Annotated in this window: 16 protein-coding genes; 15 read left to right on the plus strand and 1 reads right to left on the minus strand. The window is 54.6% G+C overall.

Annotation, left to right across the window (positions count from 1 at the left end; genetic code table 11):
* Positions 1 to 24 precede the first annotated feature (24 nt).
* From tssK to IP582_RS09770, 8 genes are all read left to right on the plus strand, one after another.
* A complete protein-coding gene (gene tssK / locus IP582_RS09735) occupies positions 25 to 1,368 on the plus strand; it encodes a type VI secretion system baseplate subunit TssK (RefSeq protein ID WP_039079492.1) in 1,344 nt (447 codons plus the stop codon).
* A 15-nt stretch (positions 1,369 to 1,383) separates the two neighbouring features.
* A complete protein-coding gene (locus tag IP582_RS09740) occupies positions 1,384 to 2,622 on the plus strand; it encodes a DotU family type VI secretion system protein (protein WP_039079491.1) in 1,239 nt (412 codons plus the stop codon).
* Between the two features lie 2 nt (positions 2,623 to 2,624).
* The gene (tssM, locus tag IP582_RS09745) at positions 2,625 to 6,239 is read left to right on the plus strand and encodes a type VI secretion system membrane subunit TssM (RefSeq protein ID WP_193795781.1); all 3,615 of its coding nucleotides are present in this window, start codon (positions 2,625 to 2,627) and stop codon (positions 6,237 to 6,239) included.
* Positions 6,240 to 6,255: 16 nt separating this feature from the next.
* A complete protein-coding gene (gene tagF, locus IP582_RS09750; RefSeq protein WP_039079489.1) occupies positions 6,256 to 6,963 on the plus strand; it encodes a type VI secretion system-associated protein TagF in 708 nt (235 codons plus the stop codon).
* 12 nt (positions 6,964 to 6,975) lie between these two features.
* The gene (gene tssA, locus IP582_RS09755; RefSeq protein ID WP_193795782.1) at positions 6,976 to 7,986 is read left to right on the plus strand and encodes a type VI secretion system protein TssA; all 1,011 of its coding nucleotides are present in this window, start codon (positions 6,976 to 6,978) and stop codon (positions 7,984 to 7,986) included.
* Between the two features lie 62 nt (positions 7,987 to 8,048).
* Entirely contained in the window at positions 8,049 to 8,573 is a 525-nt protein-coding gene (gene tssB / locus IP582_RS09760; protein WP_039079487.1) for a type VI secretion system contractile sheath small subunit, read from the plus strand.
* Positions 8,574 to 8,576: 3 nt separating this feature from the next.
* Positions 8,577 to 10,076 (plus strand): type VI secretion system contractile sheath large subunit, encoded by a 1,500-nt coding sequence (gene tssC / locus IP582_RS09765; protein ID WP_039079486.1) that lies wholly within the window; start codon positions 8,577 to 8,579, stop codon positions 10,074 to 10,076.
* A gap of 94 nt (positions 10,077 to 10,170) precedes the next feature.
* Entirely contained in the window at positions 10,171 to 10,833 is a 663-nt protein-coding gene (locus IP582_RS09770; protein ID WP_193795783.1) for a hypothetical protein, read from the plus strand.
* A 65-nt stretch (positions 10,834 to 10,898) separates the two neighbouring features.
* Here IP582_RS09770 and IP582_RS09775 read toward each other — a convergent pair whose 3' ends face one another.
* Positions 10,899 to 11,120, minus strand: a complete 222-nt coding sequence (locus IP582_RS09775) for a hypothetical protein (protein WP_193795784.1) — start codon at positions 11,118 to 11,120, stop codon at positions 10,899 to 10,901.
* Between the two features lie 292 nt (positions 11,121 to 11,412).
* Here IP582_RS09775 and IP582_RS09780 point away from each other — a divergent pair, with 292 nt between their 5' ends.
* The 7 genes from IP582_RS09780 to IP582_RS09810 all read left to right on the plus strand — a co-directional run bounded on the left by IP582_RS09780 (position 11,413) and on the right by IP582_RS09810 (position 17,511).
* The gene (locus IP582_RS09780; protein WP_193795785.1) at positions 11,413 to 11,859 is read left to right on the plus strand and encodes a Rap1a/Tai family immunity protein; all 447 of its coding nucleotides are present in this window, start codon (positions 11,413 to 11,415) and stop codon (positions 11,857 to 11,859) included.
* Positions 11,860 to 12,147: 288 nt separating this feature from the next.
* The gene (locus IP582_RS09785) at positions 12,148 to 12,630 is read left to right on the plus strand and encodes a type VI secretion system tube protein Hcp (RefSeq protein WP_039079483.1); all 483 of its coding nucleotides are present in this window, start codon (positions 12,148 to 12,150) and stop codon (positions 12,628 to 12,630) included.
* A gap of 52 nt (positions 12,631 to 12,682) precedes the next feature.
* Positions 12,683 to 13,129, plus strand: coding sequence for a DUF5675 family protein (locus IP582_RS09790; protein WP_193795786.1), 447 nt, complete (start codon positions 12,683 to 12,685; stop codon positions 13,127 to 13,129).
* Between the two features lie 13 nt (positions 13,130 to 13,142).
* Entirely contained in the window at positions 13,143 to 13,823 is a 681-nt protein-coding gene (locus IP582_RS09795) for a hypothetical protein (protein WP_193795787.1), read from the plus strand.
* Between the two features lie 95 nt (positions 13,824 to 13,918).
* A complete protein-coding gene (gene tagH / locus IP582_RS09800; protein WP_193795788.1) occupies positions 13,919 to 15,703 on the plus strand; it encodes a type VI secretion system-associated FHA domain protein TagH in 1,785 nt (594 codons plus the stop codon).
* Positions 15,700 to 16,494 carry a PP2C family serine/threonine-protein phosphatase gene (locus IP582_RS09805; protein WP_039079479.1) on the plus strand — a complete coding sequence of 265 codons (795 nt, stop codon included), beginning with the start codon at positions 15,700 to 15,702 and terminating at the stop codon, positions 16,492 to 16,494. Before tagH ends, IP582_RS09805 begins: the two co-directional genes overlap by 4 nt.
* Before the next feature lie 21 nt (positions 16,495 to 16,515).
* Positions 16,516 to 17,511 (plus strand): hypothetical protein, encoded by a 996-nt coding sequence (locus IP582_RS09810; RefSeq protein WP_071195231.1) that lies wholly within the window; start codon positions 16,516 to 16,518, stop codon positions 17,509 to 17,511.
* Positions 17,512 to 17,578: the final 67 nt, after the last annotated feature.

The following is a 17,578-nucleotide window of genomic DNA, read 5'->3' on the forward strand; positions in this document are numbered from 1 at the left end:
GCCCAGTCTTAACAGGAAAACAGCATGAACAAAGCAGAAAAGGTCGTCTGGACCGAGGGTATGTTTCTGCGTCCTCATCATTTTCAACGTGCGGAAAGCCACCTGCATAGCCACATTCGCGAATGGGGGGCGTTACAACGGCCCTGGCTATGGGGCTTTCTGGACCTTGAACTGGATGACGCAATGTTGCGCCAGGGCTGTATCGCGCTGAGTTATGCCAGCGGTCTGCTACCGGATGGCACCTTTTTTTCCTTTCACGATCCGCGCCATGCGCCCGCGCCATTAGCCATTGGGGATAACGTGACCAATGAGCGTGTCGTGCTGGCCTTACCTGCCCGCCGGGGTGGGCGTGAAGAAGTTATCTTCAGCGAAGATAAAGAGTCACTGGCGCGCTACGTGGCCTGGGAAGCCGAAGTGGATGATGACAACGCCATTTCCGTTGGCCCGGCGGCCGTGCAGTTTGGTCGTTTACGCCTGAAACTGATGCTGGAAAAAGATCTGACCGCCGAGTGGACGGCGATGGGTGTGGTTCAGATACTGGAAAAGCGAAACGATAATCACATTCGTCATGATTCGGCCTATATTCCGCCGATGCTCAACGCCACCAACAGCGCGCCGCTGTACGCGATGATCAACGACCTGCAAAGCCTGCTCTCCCAGCGTAGCCAGCAGTTTGCCCAGCGTCTGCGCCAGCCTGGCCGCTTCAATACCACGGAGATGGTCGAATTCTCTCTGCTGGCGTTGATCAATCACCACGTCGGCTTGATTTCGCATCTGAAAACCTTGCCGCTGCTGCACCCGGAAGAGCTGTGGCGCGAATGGCTGGCCTTTGCCACCGAATTAACCACCTGGACATCCGCGCGTGCGCCGGAAGAGGTACTACCGGTTTATGACCACGACAACCTCGCCGGCTGCTTTAGCCGTCTGGTGCTGATGTTACGTCAGGGGCTGTCGCTGGTGCTGGAAGAGCATGCCATTCAACTGCCGCTTACCGAACGCACCCACGGACTCAATGTCGCGACGCTGCCGTCCACCAGCATGGCGCGGGAGTTTGGTTTTGTCCTGGCGGTGAAAGCCAATGTGCCGGGCGAGATGCTGCAAACCCATTTCCCGGCGCAGATGAAAGTCGCCCCGGTCACCAAAATCCGCGATCTGGTGCAACTCCAGCTTCCCGGTATGAAGCTGCGGGCAATGCCCGTCGCGCCGCCGCAAATTCCCTGGCATGCGGGCTACAACTACTTCGAACTGGAAAAAGGGGGCGAGCTGTGGAGCGAAATGGAGAAATCCGGCGCCTTTGCGCTGCATCTGGCAGGTGAATTTCCAGGACTGGACATGGAATTTTGGGCCGTCCGTAGCCCGAAAGATTAATAGCGAGCGCAAGATATGCAGGAACAATACGCTAACGGCCGTGATGCCGATGTTGCGGGCGCGGGGGGTAACAACCCTCTGGTGACCGCCGCTAACCCGCTGCTTAACGCGATACCGCAGATTCGCCACTCTGTTTCACACGACGACCAGGCCGGTCTGCGCCAGCAACTGATTGATGAAATTCGCCGTTTTGAAGTGCGCTGCCAGCAATCGGGTCTTGCGTATGAAGTGATTGTCGGGGCGCGTTATTGCCTGTGTACCGCGCTGGATGAAGCGGCGGCGCTGACACCCTGGGGAAGCCGTGGCGTCTGGTCCGGCAGCGGCCTGCTGGTGACCTTTCACAACGAAACCTGGGGTGGCGAGAAATTTTTCCAGTTGCTGGCGCGCCTGTCGCAAAACCCGCGTGAGCATATCGTCCTGCTGGAGCTGATTAATTTTTGCCTGTTGCTGGGCTTCGAAGGTCGCTATCGGGTCATGGACAATGGCCGAACCCAGCTTGAAACCATCAAGCAGCGTTTGTGGCAGATGATTCGCGGCGTACGGGGAAATTATCCGCCGCCGTTGTCGCCGCATCCGGAAGATCAGCCGGTGCTGCGCAAACTCTGGCGCCCAATGATCCCGCTGTGGGCCTGTGTGGCGCTGGCCGGGTTTCTTGCCTGCCTGTTTTATATCGTTCTTAACTGGCGACTTGGCGATAACACGAACCCGGTACTGGCAAAAATTTACCAGACCACATTGCCAGAAGCGTCCATTGCCCAACCTGCGCCATCGTTGCCGCCTGTGCTTAACCTGCGCGGCTTCCTGAAACCGGAGATCGACGCCGGGCTTGTCGCGGTGCGCGATGAAACGGATCGCAGCGTTGTCACCCTAAAAGGCGACGGACTGTTTGCGTCGGGGTCAACGGTGGCACGTGAAAACTACGCGCCGGTGATTGATCGCGTCGCGCAGGCCATGAACAACGTCAGCGGCAAAATTCTGGTGGTGGGCTACAGCGATAACGTGCCGATCCGCAGCGCACGCTTTGCTTCCAACTATGAACTGTCCCTCGAACGCGCGCGCTCCGTACAGTCGCTGTTGCAAAAACATTTAAGTCAGCCGGATCGCGTGAAAGCGGAAGGGCGGGGTGAAATGAACCCCATCGCGCCGAACAATACGGCGGAAAACCGCGCCCGCAACCGCCGCGTGGAGATAACGTTACTGGTTTCGCCGGGTAATACGGCAGCCGAACTGAACGGATTGCCACAAGGAAACTAAGGATGAATAGTCTGCTTTCAATTCTGACGAACCGCATATTGTGGGGTTTTCTTGGGATGACAGCGCTGGCAGCGGTGATATGGATGATAGGTCCGCTGCTCTCTGTCGTTGATTCACGCCCGCTGGAATCTGAACAAAACCGAATTATCACCATCGCGGTGATGTATTTCATCTGGGTGCAAAGCCACATTATTCCGCGTCTTTACAACGCGTGGCTGAACCGCAAACTGATGGACAACCTGAAAAGCGACAATGCGCCGAAAGAGACGGCGGATCACAAACGGTTGAACAGCGAAGAGCAAATCCTTGCTGACCGTTTTGAAGAAGCGTCTCAGGTGCTGAAAAAAGCGCATTTCAACCAGCCGGGTCAGCGTGGCGGGCAATGGACCCAGCGTTTCAGCACGCAGTACCTGTATCAGTTGCCCTGGTATGTCGTCATTGGTGCGCCGGGCGCCGGGAAAACCACCGCGCTGGTCAACTCCGGGCTGCAATTTCCGCTGGCCGACAAATTTGGTAAAACGGCGCTGCGTGGGATTGGCGGTACGCGCAACTGTGACTGGTGGTTTACCAATGAAGCGGTTCTGCTGGATACCGCCGGGCGTTACAGCACCCAGGAGAGCGAGCAGGCGCAGGATGCCAGCGAATGGCTGAAATTCCTCGGCCTTCTGCAAAAATACCGTCGCCGTCAGCCCATCAACGGGGTGATTGTCACCGTGAGCGTTGCCGACCTGCTCACCCAGTCAGGCGATGCCTCACGCGAACAGGCGCTTAATTTACGCAAACGCCTGACTGAACTGCATGAGCAACTGGGCATCCGTTTTCCGGTCTATGTGCTGGTGACGAAAGCGGATCTCCTGAAAGGCTTTCGTGCCTATTTTGCCGGGTTCGATAAAGCCCAGCGTGACCAGATCTGGGGTTTTACCTTCCCCTGGCAGGAGGGCAAGCAGGCCGATTTTGACCTGATGGGGCGTTTTACCCAGGAGTACGCGTTACTGCAACAGCGCCTCGATGCGGCCTTACCGGATATTTTACTGCACGAGAGCGATCCGAAAGCGAGAGCCGAAAGCTACCTGTTCCCTCAGGAATTTGCCGCGCTGCGTCCGCTACTGGCCGATTATCTGCAAACGCTGTTTGCCCGCTCGAACTTTGAAACCGAATTTTCACCGCGCGGTATCTATCTGGCGAGCGGTACCCAGGAAGGGTTGCCGTTTGACCGGGTGATGGGAGAACTGGGACGTTCGCTCTCGCTTCCTCGTGGTAATACCGGTGACAGTTGGGATAGCGTCAGCAAAGAGGAGCCGGTACCCGGCGGTAAAGGACAAAGCTTCTTTATCAAAAACCTGCTGCAAAACGTTATTTTTCAGGAAGCCGGTATTGCCGGGCAGAATCGCTGGTGGGAAATGCGCAACCGGGCGGTCATGTGGGCCGGTTATGCCGCGCTGCTGGTTCTGCTGGTGGTGATTAGCGGTCTGTGGCTGACAAGTTACAGCAACAACAAAACCTATTTGCAGGAAGTCGAAGCCAAAGTGCCTGGTATCAGCCAGGAGATTAAAGCGCTGCGCGAGCGTCCGCAAGGCGATGTCTTTGCCTTACTGCCGCTGCTAAACAGCCTCGCGGCGCTGCCGCAAAGTGAGGACTTTGACGTTAACAGCCCGCCACTGACCCGCCGTATGGGGCTGTATCGTGGCTATGACGTCTCTGACGCATCGCAGGCGTTGTACCAAAAAGCGTTGCAGGAGTTGCTGTTACCGGATGTGGCGTCACGCATCACCACCTGGCTGCGAAATGATAACGGCAGCGATGTGGAATACAGCTACGAAGCGTTAAAAGCGTATCAGATGCTCTACCAGCCGAAACATTATGACGGCAAGTTCCTGCATCAGTGGGTCATGCTCAACCTGGAACGCAATCTGCCGCAGAACATGACGCAGGCCCAGCTTCGTCGTCTGGAATGGCATTTGACCCAACTGCTGGAGCCGCAAATTCAGTCGTCGCCGTTTGCCAAAGATGAAGCGCTGATTGCCAGGGAGCAGGCGTTAATCAACCAGCAACCGCTCGCGGCGCGCGTCTACGGACGCCTGAAACGTCTGCTCGCGGCGGATGAAAACCTCAAGCCGGTTTCGCTGGCCTCGCTGGGTGGCCCGCAAAGTGAGCTGGTGTTCTCGCGCAAGAGCGGTAAGTCGCTTAATGACGGTATCCCCGGTTTATATACCCCGGACGGTTACTGGCAGCATTTCGATAAGCAGATTGGCACTGTGACCAACGCGCTGCATACCGATGATGCCTGGGTACTCGGTTCCACCGTCAAACAAGAAGATCAGCAGCAGACGGATAACGCGGTACGCCAGCTTTACGCGCGGGATTTTATCAGCCAGTGGGACAGCTTCCTGAGTGATATCGCGCTCAACAACAGTGCCAATCTTTCACAGCGTATTAATACAGCACGGCTGCTCTCGGGCAACAGTTCGCCGCTGCGTCAGTTGGTGGTCAATTTAAGCCAGGTATTGACGCTGACCCGTGAAACCCCGGAAGAGGGCGAAAAAAAGCCGGAGGAGGGCAACAGCACCAGCCGCACACTCAACGTGTTGTTTGGCAATCGTGATAACACGAACGCTGCGCCTGCCGCCGCTACGGCGCAGACGCCGGAACAGCGGGTAACGGAACACTACGCGCCGATTATCGAACTGGCTCAGCCGCTGGAAAAAGGCGGCAAAACCATCGTGTTTGATGATTTTTTAAAGCAGGTTGATGAACTTTATCGCTATCTGACAGCGGTACAGGATGCGGCCAACAGCGGCATGCCTGCCCCCGGCGGTGAAGCCATCAGTCGCCTGCAGGCCAGCGCAGGGCGTCTGCCCGGCGGGTTGCAGTCCATGTTCAGCAATATGGCGGTGGGCGCCAGCAGCGATACGCAAAGCCGCGAGCTGGAAAATGTCCGCAAGCGCATCAGCGTCGAAGTGGGCGGTTTTTGCCGCCAGGCCATCGCCGGTCGCTACCCGCTGGTTCGGAACGCCAGCAGTGAAGTGACGCCAGACGACCTGGCGCGCATGTTTGCCCCGGGCACCGGCCTGATGGACAGTTTCTTTCGTGACAACCTGACCAGCAAAGTGGATACCACCCAGTCACCCTGGCGCTTTATGCCGGGCATTGATGGTAAGACCTTGCCAGGTAGCGAAGGATTACTGGCGCCGTTTCAACAGGCGCAATCTATTCGTGATGCGTTTTTTGCCGGGGGAAGCACGACGCCCTCTTACCGTGTGACGGTGCGTACCGTGAGCATGGACAACGCGATTTTGAACCTCACGCTGGATGTGGATGGGCAGATTCTCCGTTACAGCCACGGTCCACAGGCGGTGCAACTGGTGAACTGGCCAGGGCCGGGCGGAACCAACCAGGTACGGATGCAGCTTGGGCTGACGAACGGCACCACCTCGACGCTGGTGACCAATGGAGCATGGGCGCTGAACCGCTTTGTTGACAAGGCGCGTGTGACACCGGGCAGCAGTAGCCTGAGCCGCCAGGCAACCTACAATGTTGATGGACACCAGGTCACGCTTGAGTTCATCCCTGGCAGCATTCGCAACCCGTTTCAGCTTCCCCGTTTCGCATGCCCTTAACCGCAAGGAAAGTCGAATGACTACGACGAGTGCAATTAGCTGGTATGGAAAATTGCCCAGTGCCGGCGACTTCTTACAGCGACGTTTCCCGGACGCGCTCCAGCGTCAATGGTCCCACTGGTTTCAGGTGGGGCTACTGAACTGGCAAAAAGAGCAAGAGCGTGCGGCGGACAGGCAATTCGGCAATGCGCCGATATGGAATTTTGTCGTTCCGCCAATGTTAGGTGGCCAGCAGGTGCAGATGGGCTGTTTGTTACCCGGTCGCGACAGCGTCGGGCGGCAATATCCGCTGTGCGCACTGCTGGCGATAAACCCGCTGGAGTGGTCTCCACGCCAACTGGCGCAGTCGGGGGACTGGTATGAGCAACTGGGGCGAACCCTGCTGCATGCGATCCGCAACAGTTACTCCGCAGAACAACTTGATCAGGCGCTGCTGTCGATTCCCACGCCGCAGCCCGTGGTAGAAGAAAACCGCTCGGAAATCCTCGATGTTATCGGTTACGAAGGCGACGCGGCGCCGACGTTGAGCTGGCGTCAGGCCGCAGAATGTTTTGACCCGCTGCGCCAGACCAGTTTCTGGTGGACCAACCGTAGCGATGGCTATCCGCTCTATACGCATGTGCACAGCGGCAATTTCACCGGGCAGCTTTTTACCATGCTGTTCGATCCGGCAGGCGGTGCACGACCGGGGCGCCATGGTCTTTATCCTCCGATGTTTGATTAAGCGAATCTGTGTATGACTCTTGAAACCTTACTTGAACCCATCAGCCCGACGCAGCCCTGTGGTGAAAACCTGGAGTATGACGCTGAGTTTCAGGCGCTGGAACAGGCAAGCCAGGGCAAAGCGGAACAGCAATTTGGTGACACCATTATTCCCGCGGAGCCGGCAGACTGGACGCGTGTTGAAAAGCTTGCCACCGCGCTGCTGTCACGCACCAAAGATCTGCGCGTCATGCTGGCGCTGACCCATGCCTGGACGCGTCGCCGTGGTCTGGAAGGGTATGCAGACGGGCTTTCACTTATCGGCCAGGCACTGGCCCTCTACTGGGATGATCTGTGGCCCGCGTTGACAGAAAACGGTGAAGAAGATCCGTTTTACCGTATTAACGCGCTGGCAGAACTCAGTGATAAATCCACACTCACCGCCACACTGCGCCAGTCCATTTTACTGCGTAGCAATGGCGATGAGCTGACAGTCCGCGACGCTCAGGCGCTACTCGACGGCAGCAAAACAGAGTACCCCAATTTTCCGGGCGGACGCGTACGGCTGGTTGACGAACTGGCGCGCGCCGGAAAAGAGGCCACCAGCGTCATGATGCAAATCGAGGGACGGTTGCTCACCATCCGTAGCTGGCTGGTGGAACGTCTTGGGGAGAGTGGTGCGCCGGAAATGGAACAACTCATTAAGACCGCAACCTTGATTAACCGCGCAGGTCGTGCAGGCGACGAGGCGCAGCCCGACGAGACAGCAACAACTTCTATTCCTCAGGCGACGGCGACGACACCCGCCGCAGCGCCTGTCAATCACACGGACTGGCGGAGCGTGCAGCTTAACAGCCGCGCCGATGCGCAACTAATGCTGGAAAAAGTGAAGCTCTATTTTGCTCAGCATGAACCAAGCCATCCCGCCCCGCTGATGATTGACCGCGTACAGCGGCTGATCGAACTGGATTTTATGGCGATCGTTCGCGATCTGGCGCCGGATGGCGTGCAGCAACTGGAAAACATATTTGGGCGTCACCCATAACCTTTGACGACAGGGTGAAACAATCCCGATAGCGTCACCGCGCATCTTCGATGGAGAACATCATGGCAACGAGTAACAGTGGACAAAAATTTATCGCGCGTAACCGCGCGCCACGCGTTCAGATTGAATACGACGTGGAAGTGTATGGCGCGGAGCGCAAAATTCAGCTTCCGTTTGTGATGGGGGTGATGGCCGACCTGGTGGGTAAACCGGTTGAGAATCTGCCCTCTGTTGACGAACGTAAGTTCCTTGATATCGATATCGACAACTTCGATGAACGCATGAAAGCGCTGAAACCGCGCGTGGCTTTCCAGGTGGACAACACGCTGACCGGGGAAGGCAAATTGAACGTCGATCTGACCTTCGACAGCATGGAAGATTTCCTGCCGGATGCGGTGGCACGCAAAGTCGAGCCGCTGAATTCCCTGCTCGAAGCCCGTACTCAGCTCTCCAACCTGCTGACCTATATGGACGGTAAAAACGGCGCGGAAGAGCTGATTGCTAAAATCCTGAAAGATCCGACACTGCTGAAATCGCTGAGCCAGATGCCGGACAACCGCGATAGCACGTCAGGTAAAGAGGAGTAAATCATGAGCAATGTAACCCAACAGCAAGACTTGCCGCAGGGCGAAACATTCAGCCAGGACGAGTTTAGCGCGCTGCTCAGCAAAGAGTTTCGCCCGAAAACGGAACAGGCGCGTTCAGCGGTCGAGTCTGCGGTACAGACGCTGGCCCAGCAGGCGCTGGCTAACACCGTCACCTTCTCCTCGGACACTTATCGCACGATTCAGAATCTGATTGCCGGGATTGATGAAAAACTCTCTCAACAGGTCAATGAGATTATTCACCACGAAGAGTTTCAGAAACTGGAAAGCGCCTGGCGTGGGCTGAGCTATCTGGTCAACAACACTGAAACCGACGAAATGCTGAAAATCCGCTTTATGAGCATTTCGAAGCCGGAACTGGGCCGCGTTCTGAAACGCTACAAAGGTGTCGGCTGGGACCAGAGCCCTATCTTCAAAAAAATCTACGAAGAAGAGTACGGTCAGTTCGGTGGCGAACCCTTTGGCTGCCTGGTTGGCGACTACTATTTTGATCACAGTCCGCAGGATGTGGAACTGCTGGGCGAGATGGCGCGTATCGGCGCGGCGGCGCACTGTCCGTTTATTACCGGTACCGCACCGAGTGTGATGCAGATGGAATCCTGGCAGGAGCTGGCGAACCCGCGCGACCTGACCAAAATTTTCCAGAACACCGAGTACGCCGCCTGGCGTTCGCTGCGTGAATCGGAAGACTCCCGCTACCTGGGGCTGGTGATGCCGCGCTTCCTGTCACGTCTGCCGTACGGTATTCGCACTAACCCGGTTGATAGCTTCGACTTTGAAGAAGAGACCGATGGCGCTAACCACAGCAACTACTCGTGGGCGAACGCGGCGTATGCGATGGCGACGAACATCAACCGCTCCTTCAAAGAGTATGGCTGGTGTACCTCGATTCGCGGTGTCGAATCCGGCGGGGCGGTGGAAAACCTGCCATGCCACACCTTCCCGAGCGATGACGGCGGCGTGGACATGAAGTGCCCGACTGAAATCGCCATCAGCGACCGTCGTGAAGCCGAGCTGGCGAAAAATGGCTTTATGCCGCTGATTCACCGCAAAAACTCTGACTTTGCCGCCTTTATCGGTGCCCAGTCGCTGCAAAAACCGACGGAATACCATGACGCCGATGCGACCGCAAACGCGCGTCTGGCCTCGCGTTTGCCGTACCTCTTCGCCTGCTGCCGTTTTGCGCACTATCTCAAGTGCATTGTGCGCGACAAAATCGGCTCTTTCCGCGAGCGTGATGAAATGGAGCGCTGGCTGAACGACTGGGTAATGAACTATGTCGATGGCGACCCGGCAAACTCCTCTCAGGAGACCAAAGCGCGCAAACCGCTGGCCGCCGCCGAAGTGCAGGTGCAGGAGATTGAAGATAACCCCGGTTATTACACCGCGAAATTCTTCCTGCGTCCGCATTATCAACTGGAAGGACTGACTGTCTCACTGCGTCTGGTATCAAAACTGCCGTCGCTGAAAACCAAAGAGGCATAAGAGCGGAGACGCCGCAGGCTGGCCGTGAACATGCCTGCGGCACCGTGCATCATACATACTGTTTAATCCATTGGTCAGCAGGGAGCACACCATTATGTCTGGTTCACCCGTTCAGATAGCGGAAGGGATGTTAAAGATTTTAAATCCCGAGAAGCAAAGCGCAGCGGATATCGTCTTGCAGGCGGCCATCGATAGCTTTGTCTCTTTACCACAGGATATGTGGACCCTGGCAAAGGACATGTTTGATACCGAGAACAGTGGCCTCAATGAGAGGGAGCGCATTCGCCTGGGCGAGCTAACAAAGCGTGGGGTGACGTCCAAAGACTTCTGGCAACTTATCTATATTGTCATCAATCGCTATGTCCACGGCTTAAATCACGAGCAGTTGGAAAAAATAATGCTAAAAGTGGCTGGCTCTCAATTAGGTAAGTTGGCCTTTAAAACGGTTTTTGCCAGTGAACTGGCCTCCTGGTTCGGCACATACATCATCCCGCGCTTTTTACTTTCAGCCAAAATAACCGGTGTGCTGGGTGTCGGGGCAATGATTTCACGGTCCATTTATAGCTCACGGGATCTGAAAGAGCTTAATGAATCTATTTACTATGCCTTGCGCGAGGCGGGCGATCTGGATTTGCTTTATTTTATGGTAGAGGACGTACTGGAACCGTGGATTGAGGCGATTAATTATCTCAGTACCAACCGAATGTTCACCGAGCAGATCATTGACCATTTTGTTGCCATGGCGCCAAAGGCGTGAAGAATACAGCAAACGGTATTTTCATCCTTATTCCTCAGGCACCGCAGGAGCAGGGTGGTTGGCCCTTAACGATGAGTGAGTTTATTCTTGTAAATCCGACGAACAAGAAAAAATAAACCGCAGTCAACCAGGAGAAACAGCACCTTTCCTGTTATTGCGCCGGTGGAGTAGGGATTGAGTGATTCATATTTAAGAACCAACCAGAGCGATTGAATGATATCCACAAGGGTATACACTCCGGCAAGCAGTAAAATAAACATTGCAGTCAGTGCGAGGAATTTTTTCATTTTCAATCCTTAAATTTGAAAGGGCAGGGAGTGAAAGAATAATAGCATGTCATTCGCTGTAGTAAAAACCAGTGTACAGTATGAAAAGTGTTATTCGGACTCATGCGATGCTGCTGCCATATAAGTACTTTTCAAAAACAATGATCATCATTAACGAAAAGCAGACAGTATGGTCATTGATCTGTTTTTTAAGGACGACGGTCATATTTCCCCCGGTTGCGCTGCGCTTACCGGGGCTACGTAAGGAACAGGTTCGGTGATGTTTACCGCATCCGGGAACAGGGAGCTGGATATGAAAAAACGTTACATCGCACTTAGCCTGCTGTGTTGTTTCGCGACGGGACTGGCAAACGCTGAGACCTACGAATATCCGCGAGCAGAGCCGCTACCCCAGGATGACACCGCGAATTTGCTGCGAGATACCGGGTTATTGACAGGGTTTGACGTCAATATGAGCAGTGAGCGTTTTGCGCAAGCCTGGTTCTCGAAAACCAACGAACGGGAGCGGATCAAGGCTGAAATGTATTTTCTTGGCGTGATGGATGCGACGGAAGGAAAAACCTGGTGCAGTTATCAACGGCTACTTCCCTCCTCAGCCCATGAACATCTCTCTTCCCGTTTTGCGAATTTAACAACGCAGGAGCGTAAAACCCGGGCATCAACCCTTATTGTTGAATCACTGTCTGCTGTTTTTCCCTGTGATATATCTGGAACTGCCCATCACAATAATGATATGTAAATTAAACTCTTCTCAGGCTACCCGGAAAACGGGTTCCGGGAACACAATATAATCTGTTTTTAGAATTATTTTATTAGACAATTCACAGCGTTAATCTTCGCGACCCTTGTTGTTCAGAGGGTGCAAAGCATATCCGTCAGGGTCATGATGGCGGATATGAGGGAGAGGTAAAATATGGACGGTTTTAGCTGGCCCCATATTTACCCATTAGTTCTATACCATCAGCGATGACTGGTATATACACGCTTTTTCGAAAGCAATAATCATCATTAACGAAGAGTAAATATTATGGCTATTGATATGTTTCTGAAGGTCGATGGCGTTACGGGTGAGTCGAAAGATTCTAACCACACCGGCTGGACTGATATTACTTCTTTTTCCTGGGGCGCTTCACAGCCAGGGAATATGAGCGTCGGCGGCGGCGGTGGTGCCGGTAAAGTTAATTTCAATGACCTGCATGTAAACGCATTAATTGACAAATCCACAACGGCAATCCTGAAACACTGCGCCAGCGGCAAGCACTTAACCAAAGTAGAGCTTTCTGTCTGCAAAGCGGGCGGTCAGCAGGTTGAATATGCGCGCATTACGCTGGAGGAAGTGTTAGTCACTTCCGTGCAGTACACCGGTGCGGATAATGGCGACACCGTTGGCGTAACTTACGCATTCCAGGCTGCGAAAGTGAAACAGCAGTACTGGGAGCAGTCTTCTTCTGGCGGTAAAGGCGCTGAAACCAGTGCCGGCTGGAATATCAAAGAAAACAAAGAAGCGTAAGGTCTTTTGCAGCGATCCCGAAAGGGATCGCTGAAAGCGTTAAGGGGAGTGTATGGCAAATTATCTCATCTCCATAAAGCGTCTCTGGCAAACTGACAGTTCAACGATCAGTACGTATGATATTTCCGGCAGTACGATAAGTGGTTACATTCTTGAACGCCCCGGACCTGATACGACGGAATCCGGGCTAAGAAAAAGGATTCCGGAAGGATCTTATAGATTGCAGTGGCATAATAGTAATATTCCCACTGTACAATCACATAATCCTGTTCCTTTGCTTTATAACTCATCCGTTCCAGTCTCACGTTATATCTTAATTCATAATGGGAATTACCCTGACAATACAGATGGCTGTTTGCTTATTGGTGCAATAAAAGGTGATAACTTTGTCGGCAACAGCGTAACGAAATTGAATGAGCTGAAAAATTTCCTGACGCAAGAAGGTATTGAGAATTTTACAGTAACGATTACATCATGTTATGTAAATTGCAGTAATTAGAAAGGGACGGGTCATGCTCAAGACATTTATTGTTATCAGCACGTTGTTTTTTGCTTCACTCTCCACAGCCGCAGAACAGACCCTGCACCAGGGTATTCTTCAGGTCTACTGGCTACCCGTATGGAGCGATGATGGTCAGCGAAATACGCCAGAACTGAAATACCGTTATTTCGTCACTAAAGATGGCGACAATGTCGAGAAGGTCATCAACCTTAATGTTGATAAAAAAGACGCTGAACCTGAGCAACTCAAGCGTTACTTTACCCATCTTCCATCTGAGTTTTTGACCTGGAAAGAGGGGCACATTGAGCGTGCTGGTGCTATTACGGTCAATAAACTTACCGGATCGACAGAGTGCGATCATCGTTACTTTACTGGCGAGCTGAAGCATTTCACAGCTGCGGATAAAAACGCTGTTGATACCGATAAACTTGAAAAAAACGCGGGTTGTGAAGCCTTTCCCTGGATGATGACCTATACCCTAAAATCAGGGGTAGAGAATAAACACTTCAAGCAACAACCCGATGACGGGGCGAAAGATTTACAGCCTGTCACTTCCGGAACGCCACTGGTAAAAATAAAAACAATCAACGCTAACTGGATTCAGGTTGCGGTACGTGATGAAAATAAACCCGGTCTGCTGGGCGAGGCGCGGGGATATATTAAACTTAATGATTTACAACCCATTAATTAAGCCACTGAGGCTTCACTGGCATTTTTATTTTCCAGCACCAGCGTTATCAGAACTGACCCTTTTCGGAACGCTAATAACTCCAGCAGGAATACGCTATGCGATTCACAATAGTTACCAATAAACCCGGCCATCAACCTCCGCAAAGCCGCTGCGATTTCTATCCGCCGGGAGGCACCATTGGACGCGGAACGGACAATAACCTGGTGCTGCCGGACAATGAGCGCGCCATTTCGCGCCTGCAGGCGATCGTACATATCGCCGGGAATGGTGAATGCCGCATTACTAACCGTGGCAATGTGACCCGAGTCGTACTTAACGACATTCCGCTGGAGCGGGGCCGCCAGGTTGAACTGCAGGATGGCGATATCCTGGATATTGACGAATACCGCATTGAAGTGACCGATTTGATCCTGGACACCCAGCCAGTCAGCCGTATGGCGGCGAATGTGCAGGCAGGACTTACGCCCGATCCGGCCCCGGTGGAGAAAAAAGAGAACGCCACCACTGCCGTGCCAACGGAGATCTGGGACAGTCTGATGCAGGAGTTTTCCATCTCCGACAGCATCTCCAGTAACCGTGCGAAACCAGAGCCCCAGGCGCTCAATCCGTTTGCCGCGCCGAAAGAGCCGGAACGCAACCCGGAAGACCCACTGGCCTTATTGAGTAAAAATGAATCCGTTGCCGCGCCGCGTACCATCGACACGGACAAGCTGTTTAACGACGAACCGCTGTTCAAAAACGACAGCATTTTCGCCGATGTCACGCCGTCAACGCTGGTGCCGCCCGTAGAACCCACGGCTAAACAGGACGCACCCGCGCCGGATGAACTGGATCCATTAGCTCTCTTTGGCGGTGCCGGGGCGAGCACGCAGCAGGCACGTGATGACGACCCGCTGGGGCTACTCAGTGGCGCTGTGCCGCTAAGTCATGTAGATGATGTTGCCCCGTCTGAGCCGAAGAAAGCGGAACCGGCCTGGCAGGCACCTGTCCCGCCGCAGCCTGAACCGGTCGTGCCGCATGACGATATCGTGCCGCACACCGAGCCAGAGGATGTGCAGCCGCTGTTTGTTGCGCCGGAACCCGTGGAGCCGGAAGCCAACAGCGAGATGCCGGAATATGTCCCCATCACGTTACCCACGCCGCAAACCGTACAGCGTGCCGCCGCCCAGACGCCAAAAGGCCGCTTGCGTATCGACCCGGTACAGAGCGAAAGCGCGCAATCTGCAACGACCAGCAGCGGTGAGAGCAGCGGTGATGTCCTTAAAGGCGAACTGCTGGATGCGCTGCTTGAAGGGATGGGGCTCAGTGATATGCAGCCCACGCCGCAGTTTGATCGGGAAAACATGCGTCAGCTCGGACAGATGCTGAGCATGTTTTCGCAAGGGACAGTGGCGCTGTTGTCATCACGCTCAATCCTTAAACGTGGGGTAAAAGCGGACATGACGATGGTGCTCGATGACGCCAACAACCCGTTTAAATTGCTGCCTTCCGGCAAAACCGTGTTGATGCAGATGTTCGGTACCCGTATGCCCGGCTTTATGCCGCCGAAAAAGTCGGTGCGCGATGCGTTGATCGACTTACAGGCCCACCAGTTAGGGATGATTTCCGGCATTCGCGCCATTATCGCCGCCATGCTGCAATCCTTTAACCCGGAACTGCTGGAAGAGAATGCCAAACGCGACGGCGCCACTGCGCGTCTTGGCATGCTCTCCAATCGCAAAGCGGCGCTGTGGGACTATTTCGTGCGTTCTTACGCTGAAACGGCCGGTGAAATCGATGACGACTTCCACACGCTGTTTGGCGAGGCGTTCCTGCACGCCTACGACATGGAAGTAAACCAGTACAAAGATTCACAAAGCGCATCGGAAGAACAACAATGAATATCAGCACCGCCTCAATGTCCCGACAGGGCGCGCGTGCGAGTAACCAGGATCAAACCGGTGAAAGCATTGGCGAGCGCGCCGCATGTTTCGTGGTATGCGACGGTATTGCCGGGCTTCCCGGCGGCGATGTGGCGGCCGAGCTCGCCCGCAATGCCATCATCACCCGCTTCGATGGCGACCAGCATCTGAATGCGCAATACATTCGCGAGTATATCAACGAAGCCAACAACGCCATTCGCACCGAACAAAAAGCGGCTGAGCAGTTTCAGCGTATGGGCACCACCATGGTGAGTCTGTTTATTGACCGTGATTACCATCTTGCCTACTGGGTACATGCGGGAGACAGCCGACTTTACCTGTTTCGCCGCGGGTGGCTGTACCACGTCACCACCGATCACAGCCTGGTACAGCAGATGAAAGACGCCGGACACCAGACCGAAGGTATTAACAGCAACTTGCTCTATTTCGCGTTAGGGCTGGGTGACGATGAGCGCGAAGCCAGCTACAGCGATGTGGTACCGATTGAAGATGGCGATGTGTTTTTGCTCTGCACCGACGGTTTCTGGCACGGGGTGAGCGAAGAACAGATGAAACAGTCCCTGCATATGGTCAATACACCCCATGAATGGCTGACATTAATGAATCAGATACTGCTACGCACCAACGTGGAAAGTCATGATCAGCAGGACAATTACAGCGCCGTAGCGGTATGGGTCGGTGCTCCACAGGACACCACGCTTCTGCACTCGCTGGCACAAGCGTCGCAGTTTTTCCCTCTTCGTGATTGATACAGGCTTACAAGGAATTTTATGAAACTTTGGCTTCCGGGGCTGGCGCTGTTCGCGGTCTGTTTTGGCGCTCAGGCTGAAAACTACCGTATCGTGCAGTCTCCTACACAAAAACTGGATATCTGGATCGACGACATCGCGGATAACTCGCCGAAAAGCTGGTGTGCGCGGGAATTACCGCTGCGTATCGTGGCGAATGGCGATAAAAAAGTCACCGTGCTCGACAGTTTTATGCCGCGTCTGGGCGCGCTGCTCGAAAACCAGTGCGGCACGCTGGCGCTGGTGCGCTGGAAATTGACCGACGCGCAAAACAACACGCTGGCTCAGGGGACCGCAAGCAAAGCGAAAGACTGGGCGCCGGTTGTCACTCCGGCGGCTGCGGCGACAAGTACGCCGCCTGCGACCAATACCGCCAGTGGCTTACAACTGCCGGAAGGACGCCCGGAAGATAACTCCCCGGCGGCGAACCGCACGCCGTGGCAGGAGTTTACTCTCCAGGATGGCTGCCATCTGCGGACATTCTGGCAGGGTGATAGCAGCAGCCCGGCGCTGTTTATCCCGGCCAAAGACGACGGCAAATGTGAGAAGGGCGGCTGGCTCAATGGTCGCAGTGATGTTAGCCAAATCACCAACGGCATTGAGCGTAAAACCACCATGACCTTTGTCCACGGTTTCCCGGTAAGCGGGCTGAGCGAGAGTGCGGACGCTGACCGTCTGTTGATAACCACAGTGAACAACGAGCGAATGGTGGCCAGCGAAGGCAGTCTCGGGCAGAGCTGGATGATCCTGCCTTATGTGCCTTCTCTGAGCGGCTGGCAGGCGAACGGCACCGTCGCCGTCGAAGTTTCGCGCGAGCTGGTCAACGATCAGGCCCGGCTGCAGGCACGGCTTGACGAGGTGCGTAAGGTCTGGACCCCGTGGTTTGCTCCCGGTACGACCCTCAACATTTTGCTGATTGACTCCCTGCGTCCGCAACTGCGCGACCCGGCGGTCGGTACGTATAAGGCTGTTCACTAGTTTCCCCTAATCCTCAAGAGGGGACCGAGCGAGCAGCTCACCGCGTAGCCCGGATAAGGCGCTTGCG

The organism is Citrobacter sp. BDA59-3, assembly GCF_015167655.1.
GTDB lineage: Bacteria > Pseudomonadota > Gammaproteobacteria > Enterobacterales > Enterobacteriaceae > Phytobacter > Phytobacter diazotrophicus.